The 23,198-nt window shown below is 71.8% G+C and carries 15 protein-coding genes; 7 read left to right on the forward strand and 8 right to left on the reverse strand.

All coding sequences use genetic code 11. The features are described from left to right. Positions 1 to 91 precede the first annotated feature (91 nt). From MCHT01_RS21720 to MCHT01_RS21735, 4 genes are all read left to right on the forward strand, one after another. Positions 92 to 451: an FmdB family zinc ribbon protein gene (locus MCHT01_RS21720; protein ID WP_067068628.1), complete on the forward strand. Its 360-nt coding sequence runs from the start codon at positions 92 to 94 to the stop codon at positions 449 to 451. Between the two features lie 22 nt (positions 452 to 473). Next, positions 474 to 1,151: a DUF502 domain-containing protein gene (locus MCHT01_RS21725; protein WP_067068630.1), complete on the forward strand. Its 678-nt coding sequence runs from the start codon at positions 474 to 476 to the stop codon at positions 1,149 to 1,151. Positions 1,152 to 1,319: 168 nt separating this feature from the next. Further along, entirely contained in the window at positions 1,320 to 3,113 is a 1,794-nt protein-coding gene (aspS, locus tag MCHT01_RS21730; protein ID WP_067068631.1) for an aspartate--tRNA ligase, read from the forward strand. A gap of 276 nt (positions 3,114 to 3,389) precedes the next feature. Continuing rightward, the gene (locus MCHT01_RS21735; protein ID WP_218017930.1) at positions 3,390 to 4,496 is read left to right on the forward strand and encodes a hypothetical protein; all 1,107 of its coding nucleotides are present in this window, start codon (positions 3,390 to 3,392) and stop codon (positions 4,494 to 4,496) included. A gap of 97 nt (positions 4,497 to 4,593) precedes the next feature. Here the strand turns inward: MCHT01_RS21735 and MCHT01_RS27880 are convergent, their stop codons facing one another. The 4 genes from MCHT01_RS27880 to MCHT01_RS21755 all read right to left on the reverse strand — a co-directional run bounded on the left by MCHT01_RS27880 (position 4,594) and on the right by MCHT01_RS21755 (position 13,704). Next, positions 4,594 to 11,679: a type I secretion C-terminal target domain-containing protein gene (locus tag MCHT01_RS27880; RefSeq protein WP_067068636.1), complete on the reverse strand. Its 7,086-nt coding sequence runs from the start codon at positions 11,677 to 11,679 to the stop codon at positions 4,594 to 4,596. A gap of 244 nt (positions 11,680 to 11,923) precedes the next feature. After that, on the reverse strand, positions 11,924 to 12,625 hold the full coding sequence (locus MCHT01_RS21745; RefSeq protein WP_067068639.1) for a flagellar basal body L-ring protein FlgH: 702 nt from the start codon (positions 12,623 to 12,625) through the stop codon (positions 11,924 to 11,926). Positions 12,626 to 12,688: 63 nt separating this feature from the next. Next, entirely contained in the window at positions 12,689 to 13,294 is a 606-nt protein-coding gene (locus MCHT01_RS21750) for a hypothetical protein (protein ID WP_067068641.1), read from the reverse strand. Then, positions 13,291 to 13,704, reverse strand: coding sequence for a hypothetical protein (locus MCHT01_RS21755; RefSeq protein ID WP_067068644.1), 414 nt, complete (start codon positions 13,702 to 13,704; stop codon positions 13,291 to 13,293). Before MCHT01_RS21755 ends, MCHT01_RS21750 begins: the two co-directional genes overlap by 4 nt. A 336-nt stretch (positions 13,705 to 14,040) precedes the next feature. On the opposite strand from MCHT01_RS21755, the gene nudB reads away from it, so the two are divergent. The 3 genes from nudB to clsB all read left to right on the forward strand — a co-directional run bounded on the left by nudB (position 14,041) and on the right by clsB (position 16,690). After that, complete coding sequence (gene nudB, locus MCHT01_RS21760; protein ID WP_084453179.1) at positions 14,041 to 14,592, forward strand: dihydroneopterin triphosphate diphosphatase; 552 nt, start codon at positions 14,041 to 14,043, stop codon at positions 14,590 to 14,592. 29 nt (positions 14,593 to 14,621) lie between these two features. Continuing rightward, positions 14,622 to 15,419, forward strand: coding sequence for an endonuclease/exonuclease/phosphatase family protein (locus MCHT01_RS21765; RefSeq protein ID WP_067068717.1), 798 nt, complete (start codon positions 14,622 to 14,624; stop codon positions 15,417 to 15,419). A 68-nt stretch (positions 15,420 to 15,487) separates the two neighbouring features. Beyond that, positions 15,488 to 16,690: a cardiolipin synthase ClsB gene (gene clsB, locus MCHT01_RS21770; protein WP_245643519.1), complete on the forward strand. Its 1,203-nt coding sequence runs from the start codon at positions 15,488 to 15,490 to the stop codon at positions 16,688 to 16,690. 111 nt (positions 16,691 to 16,801) lie between these two features. On the opposite strand, the gene MCHT01_RS21775 is transcribed toward clsB, so the two are convergent. The 4 genes from MCHT01_RS21775 to MCHT01_RS21790 form a co-directional block, all read right to left on the reverse strand. After that, complete coding sequence (locus MCHT01_RS21775; RefSeq protein WP_067068649.1) at positions 16,802 to 18,184, reverse strand: alpha/beta hydrolase; 1,383 nt, start codon at positions 18,182 to 18,184, stop codon at positions 16,802 to 16,804. Between the two features lie 90 nt (positions 18,185 to 18,274). Continuing rightward, on the reverse strand, positions 18,275 to 19,834 hold the full coding sequence (hutH, locus tag MCHT01_RS21780) for a histidine ammonia-lyase (RefSeq protein WP_067068651.1): 1,560 nt from the start codon (positions 19,832 to 19,834) through the stop codon (positions 18,275 to 18,277). Between the two features lie 92 nt (positions 19,835 to 19,926). Next, on the reverse strand, positions 19,927 to 21,612 hold the full coding sequence (hutU, locus tag MCHT01_RS21785) for a urocanate hydratase (RefSeq protein WP_084453181.1): 1,686 nt from the start codon (positions 21,610 to 21,612) through the stop codon (positions 19,927 to 19,929). Positions 21,613 to 21,672: 60 nt separating this feature from the next. Then, entirely contained in the window at positions 21,673 to 23,142 is a 1,470-nt protein-coding gene (locus tag MCHT01_RS21790) for a purine-cytosine permease family protein (RefSeq protein ID WP_067068657.1), read from the reverse strand. Between the last annotated feature and the right edge of the window lie 56 nt (positions 23,143 to 23,198).

The following is a 23,198-nucleotide window of genomic DNA, read 5'->3' on the forward strand; positions in this document are numbered from 1 at the left end:
TCTCCCCCGGAAGAGCGCCCGGTCCGCCCCCGCGAGGGGGTGATCGGGCGCGCGTCTATATAATTTCGGGTTTTTGACCCGGACCCCCACGATGCCGATCTACGCTTACCGCTGTGGCGCCTGCGGCCACGCGAAAGACGTGCTGCAGAAGCTGTCCGACGCGCCGCTGACCGTCTGCCCGGCCTGTGGCGCGGAGAGCTTCTCGAAGCAAGTCACCGCCGCCGGCTTCCAGCTCAAGGGCTCGGGCTGGTACGTGACCGACTTCCGGGGCGGTTCGGGCGGCACCAGCGCGGCGGCCACCGGCGCCAGCGCCCCGGCGGCGTCCGGCGGCGAGGCCGGCACCGCGACCGCATCGGAGTCGACCCCCGCGGCATCCACCGCGACGGCCTCCGACAGCGGCTCGAGCGCCTCGGGCGGCACGTCCTGCGGCGGCTCCTGCGCCTGCCATTGATCCCGAAGTCCCGGACCCAGGCATGAGAAAGTACATCATCACCGGCCTGCTGGTCTGGCTGCCGCTCGCCATCACCGTCTGGGTGCTGCTGTGGGTGCTGGGCATGATCGACGGCGTGTTCACCTGGCTGCTCAAGGCGGTCGGCGCGCTGCTCCCGGTCGCGGCCGAGAACTCCCTCAAGCAACTGCACGACATCCCCGGCCTGGGCGTCGTCGTCATGGTGGCCCTGCTGATGCTGACCGGCATGTTCGTCGCGAACATGTTCGGCCAGTGGTGGCTGCGCCAGTGGGACAAGCTGCTCTTCAAGATCCCCATCGTCAAGAGCATCTACAGCTCGGTCAAGCAGGTCTCGGACACGCTGTTCTCGTCCAGCGGCAACGCCTTCCGCGAGGCCGTGCTGGTCCCTTACCCGCACCAGGGCTCGTGGACCATCGCCTTCGTCACCGGCAAGCCGGGCGGCGAGGTCGCGCACCAGCTGGGCGCGCTCAGCGGCGCGGACCCCGAGGAACACGTCTCGCTGTACGTCCCCACCACGCCCAACCCCACGTCCGGCTTCTTCCTGATGATGCCCCGGGCGCAGCTGCGGCCCCTGGCCATGAGCGTGGACGAGGCGCTCAAGTACATCATCTCGATGGGCGTGGTCGCTCCCCAGGCGGACGCGGCCGTGGTCCTGCCCACGGGCGAGCCCGCACGAAATTGACCGGGCTGAGCGCCCCGGCAAGCGCTCAGTCCTGAGGGCCCGACGGCCCCGCCATCAGCGCCTTTCAACGAACCCGCCGAACGGGTCGCGCGAGCCCTGGCCCTTCTGGCCGCCCGCCGATCGCCGCCCGTCCGGCACCGAACACCGAAGAATTTCCGGAGAACCCCCATGCGTACCTGCTATGCCGGCCAAGTCAGCGAGAAGCTGCTGGACCAGACCGTGACCCTGATGGGCTGGGCCCATCGTCGCCGCGACCACGGCGGCGTGATCTTCATCGACCTGCGCGACCGCGAAGGCCTGGTCCAGATCGTGTGCGACCCGGATCGCGCCGAGATGTTCAAGGTGGCCGAGGAGGTCCGCAACGAGTTCTGCGTGAAGATCGTCGGCAAGGTGCGCGCGCGCCCGGCCGGCACCGAGAACGCCAACCTGGTCAGCGGCAAGGTCGAAGTCCTGTGCCATGAGCTGGAAGTGCTGAACCCGTCGGTGACGCCGGCCTTCCCGCTGGACGACGAGAACATCTCCGAGACCACCCGCCTGACGCACCGCGTGCTGGACCTGCGCCGCCCGTACATGCAGAACAACCTGATGCTGCGCTACCGCGTGGCGATGGAAGCGCGCAAGTTCCTGGACGAGCACGGCTTCGTCGACATCGAGACGCCGATGCTGACCAAGAGCACGCCCGAGGGCGCGCGCGACTACCTGGTCCCGTCCCGCGTGCATGACGGCATGTTCTTCGCGCTGCCGCAGTCTCCTCAGCTCTTCAAGCAGCTGCTGATGGTGGCCGGTTTCGACCGCTACTACCAGATCACCAAGTGCTTCCGCGACGAGGACCTGCGCGCCGACCGCCAGCCCGAGTTCACCCAGATCGATATCGAGACCTCCTTCCTGGGCGAGGAAGAGATCCGCGCGATGTTCGAGGGCATGATCCGCCACGTCTTCCGCAAGGCGCTGAACGTCGAGCTGGGCGACTACCCGGTCATGAAGTACGCCGAGGCCATGTTCCGCTTCGGCTCGGACAAGCCGGACCTGCGCGTCAAGCTGGAGTTCACCGAGCTGACCGACGTGATGGGCGACGTGGACTTCAAGGTCTTCTCGACCCCCGCCACCACCCCGGGCGGCCGCGTGGTCGCGCTGCGCGTGCCGGGCGGCGCCCAGATGAGCCGCGGCGAGATCGACTCGTACACCGAGTTCGTCAAGATCTACGGCGCCAAGGGCCTGGCCTGGATCAAGGTCAACGAAGTGGCCAAGGGCCGCGAGGGCCTGCAGTCGCCCATCGTCAAGAACCTGCACGACAAGGCGGTCGCGGACATCCTGGCGCGCACCGGCGCGCAGGACGGCGACCTGATCTTCTTCGGCGCGGACAAGGCCAAGGTCGTCAACGACGCGATCGGCGCGCTGCGCCTGAAGGTCGGCCACAGCGAGTTCGGCAAGACCTCGGGCCTGTTCGAGGACAAGTGGGCGCCGCTGTGGGTCGTCGACTTCCCGATGTTCGAGGAAGACGAGGAGAACAAGCGCTGGGCCGCCGTGCACCACCCGTTCACCGCGCCGAAGGACGGCCATGAGGACCTGATGGTCTCGGATCCGGGCAAGTGCATCGCCAAGGCCTACGACATGGTGCTGAACGGTTGGGAACTGGGCGGCGGCTCGGTGCGTATCCACCGTGCCGACGTGCAGGCCAAGGTCTTCGAGGCCCTGAACATCAGCCCGGAGGAGCAGCGCGTGAAGTTCGGCTTCCTGCTGGACGCGCTGCAGTACGGCGCGCCCCCGCACGGTGGCCTGGCCTTCGGCCTGGATCGCCTGGTCACGCTGATGACCAAGGCCGAGTCCATCCGCGACGTCATCGCCTTCCCGAAGACGCAGCGCGCGCAGTGCCTGCTGACCGGCGCCCCCTCGAACGTGGACGAGAAGCAGCTGCGCGAGCTGCACATCCGTCTGCGCAACCCGGGTGCCGCGCCGGCCTGATCGCCCGGCCCGCCGGGGCGTCGACCCGACGCCCTGAGCAGACCTTCATGACGAACGCCCCGGCGGAGTGATCCGCCGGGGCGTTCTTGCCTGAACTCGGTATGCTTCCGGCTTCCCCGAGGAGGGGCGACACCACACGGGACCAACATGGCGACGGGCGAGCGAGGCGATCGAGGGCAGACGGACGCGGAGGTGCGCGCCAGGCGGAGTGCGCCGCGTCAGGGCGCGGGCGCCGGTGGCGCGGGAATGCCGTCGCAGGCGCGCTGGGAGCGCGTCGTGATGAGGCGCCCCGGCCTGACCTACCCCCGCCTGCTGCGGCTGGTGGCCGGCAGCGCCGAACCCCCTTTCCAGGCGCTGCTTGGCGCGTTCTTCATCCTGGAGCGCTGGGGCCGCGGCCCCGAGCTGCAGGCCGCGCTGGAGCAGGCGCTGGCCCGCGCGCTGCAGCAGCGGCTGCGCGAGGAGGCGGCCGAGCTCAGCGAGGCGCTGGGCCGCCTGCACTACCAGCGCGGCGACTACGTCCAGGCCTGCAACGCCTGGAGCGAGGCGCTCGAGCTCACCGACGACCAGACCCGCTGGGCCTGCCTGGCCCGCATCGGGCTGGCGCAGCTCTGCTTCGCGCTGGGCGACTGGGCGCGCGGCGGCCGCATGCTGGACCAGGCCGAGCGCCACTATCCACGCCTGATCGACGACGCCTACCTGCGCGCCAAGATCGGCCTGAACCGCGCCGTGTCGCTGCGTGCGACGCAGGGGCCGCAGGCCGCGATGGCGCGGCTGGAGAAGGCCCGCGCCGCGGCGCGCGAGGTCGGCCACCGTGACTACGAGGCCGAGGCCATGTGGCACTACGCCCGCTGCGCGCGCGACAGCGCGGCCGCGGAGGAGGCGCTGTCGCTGGCCACGCAGGCCGAGGACCTGGCGCGGCGCAGCCACTACCCGTGGCTGCTGGCGCAGGTGCTGCTGCTGCTCTCCGAGCTGCGCGCCGGCGCCGAGGCGGTGCCGCCCGCGCAGGAGGCGCTGGCCCTGGGCGAGGCGCTGCAGTCGCGCTCGGTGCAGGCGCTGGCGCATGGGCGGCTGGGGCAGCTGATGGCCGAGCAGGGCCAGCTCGGTCCGAGCTGGCACCACCAGCAGCAGCGGCAACGGCTGGAGGCGGCGCTGGCGCTGCTGGGTCAGACCGAGCTGCCCGCGCGCCTGGAGCAGCTCGCGCGCTTCGACGTCGAGCCGCCGCCCGAGGTGAGCCTGGGGTCGCGCGCCGAGGCCGCGCAGGAGGCGCGGGCGCTGCTCGCGGTGCTGGAGCGGATGGGCGAGCGCCCCGAGGGCACCGATCAGAAGGCCGCTCTGGGCGAGGCGATCACCCGGGCGCGCCAACTGGTCGACCGACTCGGCTGACGCGTCGGCCCGTCCTGTCCTTGTCCCCGGAAGGCGGACGACGGACGACGATGCCCGCGCGTCCGCGAGCGCTCCCGCCGCGTGTCGCTGCACCACGTCACAGCACCGATTGCCCCGCCGCGGTGAGGACCGTGATCGGATCGGTCGCGTGCACGTTGGCCAGCGTGATCGTCAGGTCGGCCTGGCTGAAATCGCCCAGGCCATCGCGATCGATGGCGATGACGACGTTGTTCCCGTCGACGAACTTGCGCAGATAGTCGGCCTCGTGGCCGGCGGTGAACCCGCGCAGGGCGCCGGTCAGGTCGAGCCGATCGTCCTGCGCGAGGCTGAAGTCCAGCACCAGGTCGCGGCCCCCCTGGCCGGACAGCCAGGTGAAGGTGTCCGCGCCGGCGCCGCCGATGAGCACGTCGTTGCCGCGGGTGCCCGTGACCACGTCCGCGCGCGTGCCGCCGATCACCATCGCCTGCACACCGTCGTCGTGCGCGAAGCGCCGGCCGTCGAGCACCACCGCGTCGCCCGCGTCCATGCGCACGGTCAGCGGCATGTTGCCGTTGGCCGCCAGGGTCGAGGTCGTCAGCGTCAGCGTGTTGGCCGCGCCGTTCTCCATCCAGACCTGCTCGATGCCGCGCACCCCTTGGGGAAAGGCGGCGAGGTCGAGGTTCATCGAACCGGACAGGTAGAGCGTGTCCTCGCCGGCCAGTCCGTCGATGCCGGTGAGCCCCGTCTCGCCCGAGAAGCTCAGCACGTCGTTGCCCGTCGTCCCTTGCAGGGCGCGAACGTCCGGCGTGCTGTTGTCCTTGGCCAGGTAGACGAGGAACTCGTTGTACATGGCCTGCTGGTAGTAGTTGCTGTCCACGGTGCCGTAGGCGCCGTGCCAGGCCAACTTCCACTCGGCGGTCGTGGAGAACTGTCCCGGCAATGTGGCGTCGGAGGTCACACGCATGCCGTTCTCGAAGATCACCTGTTTTCCGTCGGTGTAGTTCAGCGCCGCGGAGCCTCCTCCGACGTTGCCGGCGTGGGCCTCGAGGACGACGTCGTTCGCCTTGCCGAGGAGCTCCGACGGCGTCGCGGTGGAACGAACAAGACGCCCATCAGCAGACGGGCCGCCGATATCGAAGATATAGCCCTTCGCGGGATTCCCCTCGGGATAGCAGGCACTCAGGCGGTCGCTCCCCGCGCCTCCCAGGTTGAACAGAGACCCGTTGGCGTTGCCTTCCGATTGCACCTTGGCGTAGACGGCGGCGCTCGTCCAGTCGGTGGCCGCCAGGCCCGCCGCCGCCATGTAATCGTTGTTCGCGCCGTTGCGTCCGTTGTTGAAGCTGATGCCGACCGACCCGTCCGCGCGCGTGACCAGCTTGCCGCCGTCGACCACGACACCCTGCCTGGCGAGGTCGCCTTGCGTCATGTCCCGTCCGTGGCCCGACTGGTCGTACCAGCGCGAGACGAAGCCCTTGTCCCCGGCGCCCGTGCCGACGAAGGCCAGCAGCGCGCCCGTGTCCAGCTCACCGTCGGCGTCGAAGCCGATGTCCTGCTCGGCGTTGTCCGAGGCGCGCCGGACCCGGATCGCGTAGTCGTTCGAACGCGGATTGAGGTCGCGCAGACCGTAGGCGGCCTGCAGCTGGTTGACGTCGACCTCGTTGATGTTGCCGATGCCCAGGCCGTCCTTGATGTCGCCGCCGACGGCGCTGTCCAGGCGCACGATCAGCTTGTCGTTGACCTCGCGGTAGTGGTCGCCGTTGACGGTGAAGCGGATCACGCGGCTGCTCTCGCCGGCGGCGAAGGCCAGCGTGCCGGCGGCGGTCCCGGCGTAGTCGTTGTCGGCGGCCGCGCCGCCGACGATGGCCTGGGCCGAGCTGGCGCGCGGGTCGACCGCGTAATGCACGTTGCCCGCGACGCTCAGGTCGCCGGTCCGCGACACCAGGAACACCAGTTCCCGTTGCCCGTCGACGCCCTCGATCATCTGCGCGTCCGACACCGAGTACACCGCCTCCACCGCGACGCTGCTGGCGGTGCGGACCGTCTCGTTGCCGGCCAGATCCTGCGTGGTCACGCGCGCTTGGACCGCGTCGCCACTGGCGAACAGGTGCGGCGTGCCCTGCGTCGGCGTGGCCGTGGCGGTGTCCAGCGTCCAGCGCCCGGCCGCATCGGTCCGGGTGAGGTAGCGCACCTCGTAGCCGTTGCGGGTGTCGCCGTCGGTGTCCAGCTCCACGCTCACCGTCATGCCGGGGTCGGTGATGCCTGACAGCAGCGGGCGGACCTTCACCGACTGTCCCAGCGCGAAGGTGCTGGCCGGCGCGCGCGTGTCGACCGTCAGGTCCAGCAGGCCGGAGGTCATGCGGCCGTCGGTCGCGCCGAGCAGGTGGGAGCCGTCCGACAGGCCCGTGCCGGCCAGCGTCAGGGTCCATCGACCGGTGGCGTCGGCGGTGGCCGTGCCGAGGGCCTCGCCGGCGCTCAGCTGGCCGTTGCCGTCCCGGTCCTCGAAGACCGTCAGCGCGCGGCCCGCCGTCGCGAAGCCGGCGAGGGTCAGCGGCGCCTGCGCGCTGCCGCTGAGTCGCGTCACCGCGTCGTTGGCATGCAGGCCCGTGTCGGACGAGGTCGCGAGGCCGATGATCGGCGTGCCCGCGGAACGCAGGTCCAGCGTGGTGATCGCGCCGGTGGTGGTCGTGTTGCCGGCCCGGTCGATGGCGCCGACCGAGACGGTCCGCGCGCCGCGCACGGCGTCCGCGTCGCAGGTGTAGTACAGCGCGCGCAGCACCTGCGAGGCCTCGTCGGCGCTGAGCGGCGTGTCGGCGGTCACCGTGAGCGTCGGCGTCGCGCCCGCGCCCAGCGTGAGCGTCACCATCTTGCCCGCCACGAGCTGCGCGCTCTGCAGCACGCCGGCCCCGCCCAGCCGCAGCATCGTGCCGCGGTCCGCGCCGTTGGCCGGGTCGAAGAGCCCGACCCATTCGCCCGCCGTCGCGGAGGCGATGTCGAAGGCGCCGGGGGTGGCCGCGCCGAAGCGCAGGGTCAGCGCGCGCAGCGTGTCGGACTCGACGACGGCGCCGGCGGCCGGGTTGGCCACGGCGAAGGCCCACGGGAGGCCGGGCGTGACCGCCACGGTGCGGTCCACGCCGGGCGCGCTGCCGTTCAAGTCGAGCGTGGGCGCGACGCTGTCGAAGGTGACCGTGCCCGAGGCTCGCGCGACGCGGCCGTTCTGGTCGGTCACGACGACGGCGAAGGTCCGGTCTCCCTGCAGCGGCGAGGCCGTCGTGTTGCGCAGGCCCAGCGTTCGCAGCAGCGCCTGCGCGTCATCGACCGAGGCGTTGGCCCCGTCGGCGCGGGTGAGCGTGTAGCTGCCGGAGACGAGGCGCAGGACCCAGTCGACGCCGCCGGCCTGGAAGGCCTGTCCGTCGGTGGCGAGCGGGGTGGCGACGCCGCGATCGGTGCTGACCAGCTGATCGTCGCGCCCTGCGGCAGGACCGGACAGCACCAGCCGCAGGTCGCGCACGGTCGCGGCCGGATTGTCATGGTCGATCCGCAGGTCCGCGGCGAAGAGCGTGGCGGCCTGGTCGAGGCGCGCGGTGGCGCTGTCCGCGTTCAGTCCCGCGGTCGCGCCGTTCAGGTCCAGCGACGGCGAGCGGGTGTCGATGTCGAGCACCACGGTCGAGGCGGCGCTCACGTTGCCCGCCATGTCCTCGACGGTCAGCGTGGCGCGGCGCGCGCCCGGCAGCGGGGCGGTCTCGCCATTGCGCAGGCGGATCGCGTTGGTCAGCGCGGTGAGCTCGCCGCCCGTGAGCGCACTGCCGTCGGTGTGCCAGAGACGCAGCTCGCGCGAGGCGCTGTCGTAGCGGTAGGAGAGGCCCGCCTGGCCGCCGACGGCCACGCCATCGGCCACCGCGTCCGCATCCAGCGCGATCTCGGTGTCGAGCACCCAGCGATCGTGCGCCGGGTCCAAGGCGGCGCCGCCCAGGACGATGCGCAGCTCGTGCGCGTCGGCCGTGGTGAGCCGCCCCTGCAAGGCCGTCAGCGGCGCGCCCGCCGCCGCGGCCCGACCGTCCAGCACCGCGCGGGTCTGGTCCTGCTGGCCGGCGAGGTCGCTCAGATCGAGCGGGCCGGCGCTGGTCAGGCGGGTGAAGGCCAGTGTCGCGTCGGCGCTGTTGCCGGCGGCGTCGGTCTGGCGCACCAGCAGATGGATCGTCCCGTCGGTCGTGAAGACCGTGGCGGGGATCGTCGACCCGCTGCCGGCCTGGAAGGTCGCGCCGCCGTCCAGGCTGTATCGCCACTGGGCGCCGGCCTCCAGGCCGTCGACCGTGATCGACGCGTCGCGGGTGATGCCGTCGCTGCCGCTGGCGCCGCTGTCCCGGGTGAGCGACACGGTCGCGGCATCGACGTGGGTGTCCAGGTCGAAGGTGAACAGGCGGATGGTGCTGGTGTTGCCGGCCGCATCGAGCTGCCTCAGGCGCAGCTGCACCGCGCCGTCCGATCCGAAGCGGTCGGCGTCGATGCGATCGCCGACGCCATCGACCCATTCGCCTCCATCGATCCGGTACTGCCAGCGGGCATCCGGCTCGATGCCGTCGACCCGCACGGTCGCGTCGCGGGTCAGGCGGTCCGTCGCGCTGAGGCCGGTGTCGTGCGCCAGGGTCGCGCCGGGGGCGATGGCGCCGGTGTCGACGGTGAAGTTCAGCGTGGCCTCGGCGCTCACGTTGTCCGCGGCGTCGACCTGATGGACGCGCAACGACGTCGCGCCGTCGGCGAAGACATTCGCGTTGATCTCCGTGCCGCTGCCCCGCGTCCAGGTCACGCCGGCGTCGAGGCTGTAGGCCCAGGTCGCGCCCAGCTCCAGGCCGCTCACGCGCACCGTGGCGTCGCGTGTCAGGCCATCGGTGGCGGAGGTCCCCGTGTCGTCGACCAGCGCCAGTGTCGGCGTCTCGACCTGCGTGTCCAGCACCAGGCGGACCCGCAGGGGCTTGCTCGGATTGCCGGCCGCGTCGATCTGGCGCACCAGCAGCACATGGTCGCCGTCGCCCTGGAACAGCGTCGCGGGGATCGCGCCGCCGTCGCCATCGAGCACGCCGTCGGTCCAGCCCGCCGCACCCTCGAGCCGGAACTGCCATGTGGCGCCGGACTCGACGCCGTGCACCATCACGTCGAGCGCGTTGGACACGAAGTCGTCCGAGTCGCCGCTGTCCGTCTTCAAGCTCAGGTGCAGACCGCTCGCGCTGCCATCGGTGTCCAGGGTGAAGCGCAGTCGGCCGGCGGTGCTCTGGTTGCCGGCGAGGTCGGTCTGGCGGACCTGGAGATCGATGTCGCCGTCGGCCAGGATCGCGCCGGCGAGCTGCGCGCCGCCACCGGCGGTCCAGGCCCCGGCGTCGCCGAGGCGGTAGTCCCAGGTCCCGGTCGACTCCAGCCCGGCGACGTTCACCGTCGGATCGTTGGTGATCAGGTCGCCCGGACGACCCGAGTCCAGCGCCAGGCTGGGAGTCGGCGTGCCGACCTGCGTGTCCAGCGTGAAGCTCAGCGAACCCGTGTCGCCGACATTGCCGGCCGGGTCGATCTGACGGACCTCGACGGTCCAGGCGCCGTCGGTCGGGAAGCGGCTGGCGGCGATCTCGTCGCCGAGGCCGGCCTGCCAGTCCGGGTCGCCCGAGACGCGGTACTCCCAGCGCGCCCCATCGGCCAGGCCGAGCACGCGCACGCGGGCGTCGCGCGTCACCAGGTCGTCGGAGCGCGTGCCGGTGTCGGCCATCAGGATCGGGGTCAGCCCGCCGACCTGGGTCTGCAGCGTGAAGCTCAGGCGACTCGCGGGGCTGACATTGCCGGCGGCGTCGGTCTGCCGGACCCACAGGTCGACCGCGCCATCCGGGCGGAGGGGGGCGGGGGGCAGCTCGTCGCCCTGGCCCGTCTGCCAGCTGTGCCCCCGGTCCAGGCTGTAGGACCAGGTGGCGCCGGCCTCCAGTCCGCCGATGACGACGGTGCCGTCGGCGGTGATGCCGTCGCCGTCGACGCCGGTGTCCCGCTTGAGCGCGAGCGTCGGGGTCGCCACGGTGGTGTCGACCACGAGCGTCAGCGGCGCGGAGGTGGCCGTGTTGCCGGCGGCGTCGGTCTGCCGGACGAGCACCACGGCCGGGCCGTCGGCGGCGAAGGCCGAGCCGGGCAACTGCGTGCCATTGCCCGCCGTGAAGGTGGCGCCGCCGTCCAGGCTGTACGACCAGGTGGCGCCGGTCTCGAGCCCGGCGAGCGCCAGCGTGGGATCGTGCGTCAGGTGATCGCCGGGCGCGCCCGTGTCGTTGAGCAGGCGCAGCGTGGGAGCGGCGACCGCCGTGTCCAGCTGGAAGCGCAGATCGACGGTGTCGCCGGCCCGGCCGTCCTCGGCGATCTGACGGACCTGCACGCGCACCGGGCCGTCGGCGCCCACGGCGGCGTGGGGGATGTCGTCGCCGAGGCCGTCCTGCCAGTCGCCATCGCCCACGCGGAACTGCCAGCGGCCGCCTTCGATGAGCCCCGACACGACGACCGTGCCGTCGTTGGTCAAGCCGTCGCCCGAGGCGCCGGAGTCATGCCGCAGCGCCAGCACGGGGGCCGGGAGCGAGGTCGAGGGAGGCGGCGTCGTCGACGGGGTATCGGGACCCTCGGGCTCGACCGGCGTCACCGGAGGCTGGGGCGACACGGGGTCGACGGGCGGAACGGGGTCGACGGGTGGAACGGGATCGACGGGCGGCACCGGGTCCGCGGGGGGCTCGACGCCGATGGGCGGCACCGGGTGAAGAGGTGGTTCGGGCTCGGCGGGGTCGACAGGCGTCGGCCGCAAGGGAGGCTCCGGCGCGACCTGCGCGGGCGGCTCACCGCGCATGCCACCACCACCCCCGGCGGTGGCGCCGAGCGCCAGCCCCGCGCCGCCCAGGCCCAGCAGCAGCCGGGGGGACAGGAGGACATCAGCGGCCTGGAGAGGCGCTTCCAGCGCCCGCTGCCCGACCGCATCCAGGCGCGCTGCATCGGCGAACGAGGTCGCCTCCGCCAGCGGAGAGTCTCCTGCCGCCGCTGGCGCGTTCGTCTCACCGTCGGACGGGGTCTCCGAGGTCTCGGGCAGGTCGTCGAGGGAAAGCGGGCGCGGATCCTCGCCGGCAGCGTCGGCCGGCAGCACCTTGATCGCGGCCTGTCCCGCCCGCGAGGGCCCGGGCGGTGGTCCGACGCGTTCCGCCATCGCGGGCGACGCGGCCGGGTGGGCGGTGACTTGGGGCGAGGGGGCCGGCGCTGCGGTCCGGGCGGTCGGCGGAAGGCCGAGGGAGCGGGATGACGACATGATGCTGGCAGGTTCTTGTGAGGACCCTGTCAGTTTGTGTAGTCGCCTCGCCCCCGGTCGATGGCTTCAATCGGTCAGAGATGACTAGGTGCTAGCAAGAACTTGCTAGTCGATGGGGCCGCATCTCCCCATCGATGTCGGGCACTCACCAGATCGCCAGGCTGGAGGTCAGCACCCGCTGCAACCAGCTGCGCCGCGCCGCGTCCGAGACCTCGCCCTTGCCGGCCAGCTCCATGCGCGCGTTGACCACGTCGGCCGACTGCACCTGGTTGCCGGTGCGGATGTCCTGCGGATTGACCACGCCCGAGAAGCGCAGCGTCTGCATCCCGCCGTTCATCGCGATGCTGCGCTCGCCCGCGACCACGAGGTGGCCGTTGGGCAGCACGTTGATGACGGAGACGGCCATCTGACCGCTCAGGCTGCCACTGGCCTCGGTGTCGCCGCTGCCCTTGTAGGCGTCGCTGCCGGAGGCATTGGCATCGGCCTTGAGCAGGCGGTCGATGATGCCGACGCTGCTGCTGCCGCCCGGACCCTTGACCGCGAGCTTGTTGTCGCGGCTGGTGTCGGTCTTGCTCTTCTGCGAGGCGCTCAGCGATTCGCTGATCGCCACCTTGAGCGAATCACCGACCTGGCGCGCGCGGCGTTCGGTGGTGAACAGCGAGGCCGCGGCCATGCCCGGCTGGTAGATCGCGCCGTTGTTGACGCGCTCGACATAGGCGCCGTCGGGCGCGGGCATCACCTGCACCGGTCCCTGCACCAGCATCGGCTCGCGCGAGGCGCAGGCGCTCAGCGCGGCGACGGTCAGCAGCAGCGCGCCGCGGCGCGCGCTCGTGGAAGCGTGGAACATGAATTCCCCCTCGAAGTCGTGTCGTGTCTGGATCGCGACGGGCGCGACGGCGGCGGCCCGTCGTCAGCCCTCGAAGCCGGTGAGCAGCGCCCGCACCACCGGCGCGAGCTTGTTGCGCGTGCTGGCCCACTTGCCCAGGCTCATGGTCGCGTCGTCGCTGCGATAGCTGCTGGCGGACATCAGGCGCCCGCCGGCGTCGTGCAGGCTCAGCGTGGCCTGCGCGAGGTAGGGCCGGATCTGGTCCGACAGCGGCGGCTTGTCCCACTGCTGCAGGCCCTGGTAATGGACCCAGGCGGGGCAGGCCTCGTCGCCGGGACGCACGCCGGGCTCGAAGACGCGGGCCTGGACCTCGTGCTCGCGCAGTTCCGCGATCAGCGCGGGCACGAACTCGGGCAGGGCCAGCGCGCGGTTGTATTCGATGCAGACGCGCTCCGGCAGGGCCGCGCCATGGAAGACGGTCTGGCTGGCATGCACCGGTCCCTGGCCGATCGCCACCGTCGCCATGCTGGCCGAGGCCTTGACCAGCTCGATGCTGGGCACCGGGCTGAGGATGGAGCAGCCGGGCAGCGCGAGCGCCGCCGTCAGCGCGAGGGCCGCCACGCCCGCGCGGCGAATCGAGGCGCGGCGCCAGGGGCGGCGCGAGCCGCGCGAGCGGGGCGGCGTGCTCATGTCAGCTCGTCGATCAGGGCCTTGCCCGCGGCGGCGCCGGCGGCCAGGTAGCCGGCCACGGTGCTGCCGGCGTCGCCCAGTTCCTTGAGCGCGGTGCCGGTGCCGCTGACGACCGCGTTCTTCACGTCGGTGGCGACTTCCTTGACCTCGCTCATGCCGGTGCTGACGGCCGAGCCCAGCGACTTGGCGCCGTCCTCCAGCGCCTGCAGGCCTTCCTCGCTCCAGTGCACGACGGCGCTGACGGCGTTCTCGCCGCCCTGCACCGCGGCTTGCGCCAGGCCGATGGCGCCGGCGGCGACGGTGCCGTACTCGCGGGCGTTGATCTCGAAGCTGCCGCCGGGGCGGCTGACGAGCTGTTGGGAGGCGATCAGCGGAATGCCGGCGCCGGTGCTGCTGGTGACTGAGCTCATGACCCCTCCGGGGCAGTGGTTGCGGTGGAATGGATTCTTCCGACCCGCGGCACGGCGGATGCCCCGATGACTCGCCGGTGATCACGCCAGTACAAACTTTCTATATTTCCTGCCGCACATCCGCCGACACCGATGTACATCGCCTGTGAACAAGCATTGCCGCAGCGGACGCCGCGCGTGTCGGGCGCCGCCATGCGCCCTCGTGTGTCCTGCTCTTGTCGCGCGCGTTCGCGGGCATGTCGCCTCTGTGGCGAGGCTGGCACGAGACCTCGCGAGGACGGGGCGCGACATCCGCCGGCGGCGGTCCGCCGCAGGCGTCGCGGTATGCTTGCCCGCATGAGCGAAGCCCCCGTCGCCCCCGTGCTGCCCGCGTGTCCGGACCCCGTGCCGGAGTCCGCCGCGCGGCCCTTCAAGATTCCCGAATCCGTCCTGGTCGTCATCCACACCGACGCGCTGGAGGTGCTGATGCTGGAGCGCGCCGACCGCCCCGGCTTCTGGCAATGCGTGACCGGCTCCAAGGACACGCCGGACGAGCCGCTGTCGCTGACCGCCGCCCGCGAGGTGGAGGAGGAGACCGGCATCCGCGTGCAAGACCTGACCCCGGGCGCGCTGGTCGACTGGGACCTGGCCAATCGCTACGAGATCTATCCCGTCTGGCGCCACCGCTACGCGCCCGGCGTGACGCGCAACACCGAGCACGTCTTCGGCCTCACGGTGCCGGCCGGCACCCCGGTGCGCCTGGCCCCGCGCGAGCACCTGAACCTGCGCTGGCTCCCGTGGCGCGAGGCCGCCGACCTGTGCTTCTCCCCGTCCAACGCCGAGGCCATCCTGCAGCTGCCCGCGCGGCGCGGCGCGGGCGCCCCGGCCCGCCCGGAGGCCGCGCGATGACCCGACCGACGCCGCGCCACGCCGCCCACATGAATTCCGCGACCACCGACACCTCGCCCGCGCAGAGCGTCGGTCGGTTGCGCGTGGCGACCTACAACATCCACAAGGGCGTGCGCGGCATGGGCCTGGGCAAGCGCCTGGAGATCCACAACCTGGGCATGGGCGTGCGGGCGCTGGACGCGGACCTGGTCTTCCTGCAGGAGGTCCGGCTCTTCCATCACCGCGAGGCGCGCCAGTTCGAGCGCACCTATTTCGGCTGGCCGGAGCAGGGCCAGGCCGAGTTCCTCGCGCCCGACGGCTACGAGGTGGCCTACCGGACCAACGCGGTCACGCGCCACGGCGAGCATGGCAACGCGCTGCTGTCGCGCTACCCGATCGGCGACGTCGGCCATCACGACGTCTCCGACCACCGCTTCGAGCAGCGCGGCCTGCTGCACGTGCCGGTGCAGTGGCAGGGCACCGAGGTGCACACCGTGGTCGCTCACCTGGGCCTGATCCACGGCAGCCGCGTGCGGCAGGTGCAGCGGCTGGCGGCCTTCATCGAGGACCACGTGCCCAAGGGCGCGCCGCTGGTGGTGGCGGGCGACTTCAACGACTGGGGCGAGCGGCTGGACGAGCCCATGCGCGCCACCGGCATGAGCCGCGCGCTGCTGCCCGGCGCCAAGCGCTCGCTGCCGACCTTCCCGTCGCGGGTGCCGGTGTTCTCGCTGGACCGCATCTACATGCGCGGGCTGCGCTGCGTGGACATGAAGGTGCCGCGCGGCCCGACCTGGGCGCGCATGTCCGACCACCTGCCGCTGCTGGCCGAACTCGTCCTGGAATCTTGAAGCGGCCGGCGGAACCCCTCTTCCCGTGGACCCTCGGGTCCCAGCCCAGCTTCACCGGGGCGAACTCGGTGCGGCTGCTCTGCGGCGGGGACGCGCTGTTCCCCGCGCAGATCGAGGCCATCGACCGGGCCGAGCACGAGGTCTGGCTGGCCACCTACATCTTCCATGACGACGAGGCCGGTGCCGCCACGGTGGCCGCGCTGCGTCGCGCCGCGCTGCGCGGCGTGCGGGTGAGGGTGGTGGTGGACGGCTTCGGCACCAAGGGCAGCCTGGCCTGGCTGCGCGAGCAGCTGGCCGACGCGCCGGTGGCGCTGGCGGTGTTCCGACCCATCGACCGGTGGTGGAACTGGCTGCATCCGGGGCAACTGCGGCGGCTGCACCAGAAACTGTGCGTGGTCGACGGGCGCCAGGCCTTCGTCGGCGGGATCAACGTCATCGACGATCGCGTGGACCTGCACCACGGCCGCACGGAGACGCCGCGGCTGGACTTCGCGGTGGGGCTGGGCGGACCGATCGTGCGCTCGGTCGAGCAGGCCGCGCGGGCGGTCTGGACGCGGGCCTGGCTGGGCCACGACTTCGGCGACGAGATGCGGGCGATGATCCGCAGCGCCTCGCCCACGCGGCGCGCCAAGCGCCTGATGCGCCGCATCCGCATGCCGCGCGCCGAGCATCGCCGGCGCGACCCCAGCCGGCTGCCGCCGGTGCGGGCCGCCTTCGTGCTGCGCGACAACCTGCGCCAGCGCCGCACCATCGAGCGCGCCTATGTCGAGGCCATCCGCGCCGCGACCACGCGGGTCGACCTGATCACGCCCTACTTCTATCCGGGGCAGCGCTTCCGGCGCGCGCTCAAGGACGCCGCCAAGCGCGGCGTGCAGGTGCGGCTGCTGCTGCAGGGGAAGGTGGACTACCGCATCGCCGCGGTGGCCGCGCACGCGCTCTACGACGAGCTGCTGGGCCATGGCGTCCACATCTACGAGTACACGCCGGCCTTCCTGCACGCCAAGATCTGCGTGGTCGACGAGGACTGGGCGACGGTGGGCAGCTCCAACATCGATCCGCTGTCGCTGCTGCTGAACCTGGAGGCGAATGTCGTCGTGCGGGACGCGGCGTTCTCGGGCGACGTGGCCCGGGAGTTCGATGCCGCCGTGGCGCTGTCGCGGCGCGTCGAGCAGCCCGAGGCGCGCGGCTTGCGCGGCTTCCTCGGGCGGGCGCTGGTGGCGTGGGTCGCCTACGTCTATCTGCGCGTCGCGGGGGCGACCGGGCGGTACTGAGGCCGCTGTCGGTCGTGAGGACGAGCGGGCTCCACGCGCCCTGTTCCCGCCTGACCGTCCCCGTTGCCTGCGTTCCCGCGGCGATCGCGGGAGCGGCCCCGAGGCAAGTGCTCAGTAGGTGCCCTGGCCCTTGGGCATGGCGGGCCGGGTCTCGACCGGGAAGGGGTCGCGCTGCGTGCGGTTGCCGTCGCGCGGGGCCGCGTTGAACTGCCGGTCGACGAAGCGCAGCATCGGATCGACGCGCGCGGCCCAACTGTTCTCGTCGTGCGTGCCGCCCTGGACTTCCAGGTAGCCGATATCGCCGGCCGCCCAGCCGCGCGCGTAGAGCACCGAGCGCAGCTGACGCAGCTGCTTGATGGCGTCCGGGCCTTCGCCGGTGCCCATGTCCAGCCACAGCCGGGGGCGCGCGACCGACATCGGCAGCGGCGTCTGGCGCGTGTCGCGGATCGGGAACTCGTCGTCCCACCACAGTGAGGGCGACACGACCAGCGCCGTCCCGTAGACGTCGCCGTGATGCACCGCCAGCCACAGGCTCATGATGCCGCCCAGCGAGGAGCCGCCCACCGCCGTGTGACCGGCGTCGGTCAGCGTGCGGTAGCGGGCGTCGATCGCCGGCTTGAGCTGGCCGATCAGGTAGCGCGCGTAGTCGGCGGCCTTGCCGCCCTGCGTGTGGCCGTCGCGGCTCATCGCGCTGGGCGTGTACTCGGCGACGCGGTCCGGCGTGTTGGACACGGCCACGATGATCAAGGGCTGGATCTGGCCGCTGACGACCAGGTGCTGCGCGGTCTCGTCGACCTGCCATTCGGCGCCGGCCGCGGCCGCGTCGAAGACGTTCTGGCCGTCGTGCAGATAGAGCACCGGATAGCGGCGCGCGGTGTCGCGCTCGTAGTTGGGCGGCAGCCAGACCTGCACGGCGCGCGGGGCCAGCGGGCCGCCGGGCAGCGGGTCCAGGCGCTCGATGGTGCCGGCGCGGCTCAGCGAGATGGGCGCGCCCGGCGCGTTGAAGGCGCGCGACACGCGCACGACCTCGGACACCAGCTCCAGCGAGCGGTTGCCGCCGGTCTCCCAGCCGGCCTCGCCCTCGGGCTGGCCGGGGCGCTCGATGCGGAACTTGTAGGGCACGTTGCCGCCGGCGGGGATCTTGTCGAAGACCGCCTCGGCCGTGTAGCGGCCGGCACTCTCGGCCTCCTCGTCCTTGCCCAGGCCCGCCTTGCGCGCGGGCAGGGACGTCGACCAGCTCAGCGGCGCCGCGCCGCCGCGCACGACGACCCTGTCCCGCGTCGGGTCGAAGCGGCCGGCGCGGATCTCCTCGCGCATGTCGATGTCGAAGATCACCCGCACCGCCGCCGACGCGTGCGCGCCGACGAGCAGCAGCAACAGCGCCGCAACGAAGCGGACAAGCGCCGAGGCGGCTGGCGCGGTGGCGCGGCGCGGCAGCGCGTGATGCGCGGGGCCCGACAGCGGGCGGAAGAGAGCGAGCAGGGTGGCGGTCATGGATCGGTCGATGCGAAGCGGGCCGGCGCCGTGAGTCGGCGCCGGGGCCGCCTCACGGGTCGAGACCACGGGCCGCGACCGGCCCGGACCTCAACGGAGCACGACCATATCAGTTCGGCGATGCAGCAGTGTTGCCACGCCGTGCTCGCCGTCGTCGTTGACCAGGGCGAAGGCGTGCTCGATGTCGGGCGCCAGGTAGTGGTCCTCGTGCATGGCCGGGCAGCGCGTGCGCAGCAGCGCATGCACGTCCTCCAGCGGCGCCGAGCTGCGCAGCGGACGCAGGAACTCGATGCCCTGCGCGGCGGCCAGCAGCTCGATGGCGACGATGTGGGCGGTGTTGTCCAGCATCGCGCCCAGACGCCGCGCGCCGAAGGTGGCCATCGACACGTGGTCCTCCTGGTTGGCCGAGGTCGGCAGGCTGTCCACGCTGGCCGGATGGGCGAGCGACTTGTTCTCGCTGGCCAGCGCCGCGGCGGTGACGTGGGCGATCATGAAGCCGCTGTTCAGGCCGGCGTTCTCGGTCAGGAAGGGCGGCAGGCGCGACACGCCGGTGTCGATCAGCATCGCGATGCGGCGCTCGGCGATGGCGCCGACCTCCGCGACCGCGCAGGCCAGCGCGTCGGCGGCGAGGGCCACCGGCTCGGCGTGGAAGTTGCCGCCGCTGATCATGGTCGGGACGCCTTCCTCGGGGGCGAAGACCAGCGGGTTGTCGGTCACCGCGTTGGCCTCGCGCAGCAGCACGTCGCGGACATAGCGCGACTGGTCCAGGCAGGCGCCCATGACCTGCGGCTGGCAGCGCAGGCAGTAGGGGTCCTGCACGCGATCGTCGCCGTCGCGATGCGACTGGCGGATCGCGCTGCCCGCCAGCAGCTGACGATACGCGGCGGCGGCCTCGATCTGGCCGGGCTGGCCGCGCACCTCATGGATGCGGGGATCGAAGGGGCCGTCGCTGCCGCGCGCGGCGTCCAGACTGAGCGCGCCGCTGACGACGGCGGCGGCATAGACGGTCTCGAAGCGCAGCAGCGCGTCCAGCGCCAGCGCGGTCGAGGTCTGCGTGCCGTTGATCAGCGCCAGGCCTTCCTTGGCCTCCAGCACCAGCGGCTTCAGGCCGGCCTTCTCGATCTCGGCCAGGGCGGGCTTGCGCTGACCGTCGACCAGCATCTCGCCTTCGCCCATCAGGGCCAGCGTCATGTGCGACAGCGGGGCCAGGTCGCCCGAGGCGCCCACCGAGCCCTGCGCCGGCACGTAGGGCACCAGGCCCGCGTTGAAGGCGTCGAGGATGCATTGCACGACGGACTCGCGCACGCCGGAGAAGCCGCGCGCCAGCGAGGCCGCCTTGGTCGCCAGCATCAGCCGCACGACGGCCGGCGCCAGCGGCGCGCCCACGCCCACGCAGTGCGAGCGGATCAGGTTGCGCTGCAGCGCGGCCAGCTCGTCCTTGCCGATGCGCTTGGACGCGAGCTTGCCGAAACCGGTGTTGACGCCGTAGACCGGGTCGTCACCGGCCGCGGCGGCCTGCACGACGGCGGCGCCGCGGCGCACCGCGGGCCAGGCGTCCGGATGCAGGGCCAGCGAGACGTCGCCGGCGCGGATGCGGCGCAGCTGCTCGAGCGACAGCTGGCCGGGGATGAGATGCATGGAAGTCGTCATGGGGACTCGAAGAGAAAACGGATTCGATGACGGGACCGGCGATCGATCCCGGATTGGACACCTGCGCGGTGCGTGTCGGTGAGCGTCGGCGCTCAGCGGTCGAGCATCGGCAGCTTCAGGCCGCGCTCGCGGGCCGTGGTCTGGGCGATCTCGTAGCCGGCGTCGGCATGGCGCATGACGCCGGTGCCGGGATCGTTCCACAGCACGCGGGCGATGCGCTTGTCGGCGGCTTCGGTGCCGTCGCAGACGATCACCACGCCGCTGTGCTGCGAGTAGCCCATGCCCACGCCGCCGCCGTGGTGCAGCGACACCCAGGTCGCGCCGCCCGCGGTGTTGAGCATGGCGTTGAGCAGCGGCCAGTCGGACACGGCGTCGGAGCCGTCCTTCATGGACTCGGTCTCGCGGTTGGGGCTGGCCACCGAGCCGGAGTCCAGGTGGTCGCGGCCGATCACGATCGGCGCCTTCAGCTCGCCGGTGCGGACCATCTCGTTGAAGGCCAGGCCGGCCTTGTGGCGCTCGCCCAGGCCCAGCCAGCAGATGCGCGCGGGCAAGCCCTGGAAGGCGATGCGCTCGCGCGCCATGTCCAGCCAGCGGTGCACGCCGGCGTGGTGCGGGAAGAGCTCCTTGATCTTGGCGTCGGTCTTGTAGATGTCCTCGGGATCGCCGGACAGGGCGACCCAGCGGAAGGGACCGCGGCCCTCGCAGAACTGCGGGCGCACGTAGGCGGGCACGAAGCCGGGGAAGTCGAAGGCGTTCTTCACGCCCTGGTCGAAGGCGACCTGGCGGATGTTGTTGCCGTAGTCGACGGTGGCGATGCCCATGGCCTGGAAGTCCAGCATGGCCTGCACGTGGACCGCGCAGCCGCGCGCGGCGGCGGCCTTCAGGTCGGCGTGCCTGGACGCGTCGCCCGCGGCGGCCTTCCATTGCTCCACGGTCCAGCCCACCGGCAGGTAGCCGTTGATCAGGTCGTGCGCCGAGGTCTGGTCGGTGACCAGGTCCGGCTTGATCGCGCTGCCGGCCTTCACGCGGGCGACCAGCTGCGGGAGCACCTCCGCCGCGTTGCCCAGCAGCGCGATGGAGACGGCCTTCTTCTCGGCCGTGTACTTGGCGATGCGGGCCAGCGCGTCGTCCAGGTCGGTGGCCTGCTCGTCGACGTAGCGGGTCTTGAGGCGGAAGTCGATGCGCGACTGCTGGCACTCGATGGTCAGCGAGCAGGCGCCGGCGAAGGTCGCCGCCAGCGGCTGCGCGCCGCCCATGCCGCCCAGGCCGGCGGTCAGCACCCAGCGGCCGACCATGTCGCCGCCGAAGTGCTGGCGGCCGGCCTCGGCGAAGGTTTCATAGGTGCCCTGCACGATGCCCTGCGAGCCGATGTAGATCCACGAGCCGGCCGTCATCTGGCCGTACATCATCAGACCCTTGCGGTCCAGCTCGTTGAAGTGCTCCCAGTTGGCCCAGGCCGGCACAAGGTTGGAGTTGGCCAGCAGCACGCGCGGCGCGTCCACGTGCGACGGGAAGACGCCGACCGGCTTGCCCGACTGGATCAGCAGGGTCTCGTCCTCGTTGAGGTTCTTGAGCGACGTGAGGATCTGCTCGAAGCAGTCCCAGTTGCGCGCCGCCTTGCCGATGCCGCCGTAGACGACCAGGGCGTCGGGGTTCTCGGCCACGACCGGGTCCAGGTTGTTCTGGATCATCCGGTAGGCGGCCTCGATCAGCCAGTTCTTGCAGGTCAGTTGCGTGCCGACGGGGGCGCGGACGACGCGGGGTTGGGCGTTGCTCATGGTGGGGTCCTTCAGGGATTCGGAAAGATTCAAGGAAACGGGGGCGAGGGGGCTCGGCGCTCAGCGGCGGCCGGGTGCGGTCTCGCCGTCGGGATAGATCATGTAAGCCGGCACGCGCATGGAGCGCTTGGCCAGCGGGTAATAGACCAGCGAGGTCAGCACCAGGCTGACGATCCAGGAGATGTCGGCACCGCCGAGCAGGTCGGCCAGCGGGCCGCGGTACAGCTTCTGGTTGAGGAAGGGGATCTGCACCAGCACGCCCATCACGTAGCAGCCCAGCGCCATCCCGTTGTACGCGCCGTAGCGGCCGTTCGGGTCGTAGAGCGCGGGGATGTCGACTTTCTCGCGCGAGACCAGGTAGTAGTCGACCAGGTTGATGGCGCTCCAGGGCACGAAGACCGCCAGCAGCAGCAGGACGAAGTTCTTGAAGTTGTTCAGGAAGTCGGCGCTGGCCAGCACCGCCACCGCCATGGACAGCGCGACGAAGCCCAGGATGGCTGTCGTGCGCGCGGCCGGTCCGATGCGCATGGAGGGGCGGAAGGCGCTGATGGTGGTCAGCAGCGTCATGCAGCCGCCGTAGGCGTTCAGGCAGTTGACGGTGAGCTTGCCGGCGACGATGACGACGTAGATCGCGGCCGCCACGGCGGGGCCGGCGAGCTCGCCCATGAAGCCGACCTGGTTCTTCAGGAAGCCGCCGCCCACGGCCGCGACCAGGACGCCGAAGGTCATCGCCAGCTGGGCGCCGAGCACGGTGCCGCTGAAGGTGGTCCAGAAGGCGCGGGACGTCGACGTACTGGTGGGCAGGTAGCGCGAGTAGTCCGCGACATAGGGCGCGAAGGTCATCTGCCAGCCGGCCGCCAGCGCCATGGTCAGCAGCAGCGAGGCCAGCGAGAAAGGCTTCTGGCCGAAGGCCGAGGCGATGTCGTGCTGCTGGAACAGCCGCAGCGCCAGATAGCCGAAGCCGATGATGCCCAGCACGGTGGAGATGCGGCCCACGACGTGGATCAGCCGGTAGCCGACGGTGGCGATCAGCGCGGTCAGGCCGCCGAAGATCAGGATGCCGACCAGCGGCGATTGGGCGCCCAGCAGCAGGTTGATCGCCTGGCCGGAGAGCACCGTGCCCGTGGCCGCGAAGCCCAGGTACATGACCAGCGTGAGCATCAGCGGCAGGGCCGCGCCCTTGACGCCGAACTGCACGCGGCTGGAGATCATCTGCGGCAGGCCCAGCCGCGGGCCCTGCGCCGAATGCAGCGCCATCACCGCGCCGCCCAGCAGGTTGCCCAGCAGCAGGCCGACGATGGCGGTCAGCGCCTCCGCGCCGAAGACGATGGCCAGCGCGCCGTCGACCACCGCGGTGATCTGCAGGTTGGCCGCCATCCAGAGGCTGAACTGGCTGCTGGGCTGGCCGTAGCGTTCGCGCTCGGGGACGCGGTCGATGCTGCGGGTCTCCAGCAGCCGGGACGGCGCCGTGGACGCGGTGGACGCGCCGTGAGGCGTCGGCGGGGACGCGGCGGAGGTCGATACGGTCATGGACAGGTCTCCTGGTTCATCGCGTCTTGCAGCGCGAATGCGGCGGACTCTAGTTG

The organism is Mitsuaria chitosanitabida ATCC BAA-476 = NBRC 102408, assembly GCF_001598255.1.
Taxonomy (GTDB): Bacteria; Pseudomonadota; Gammaproteobacteria; order Burkholderiales; family Burkholderiaceae_C; genus Roseateles; species Roseateles chitosanitabidus.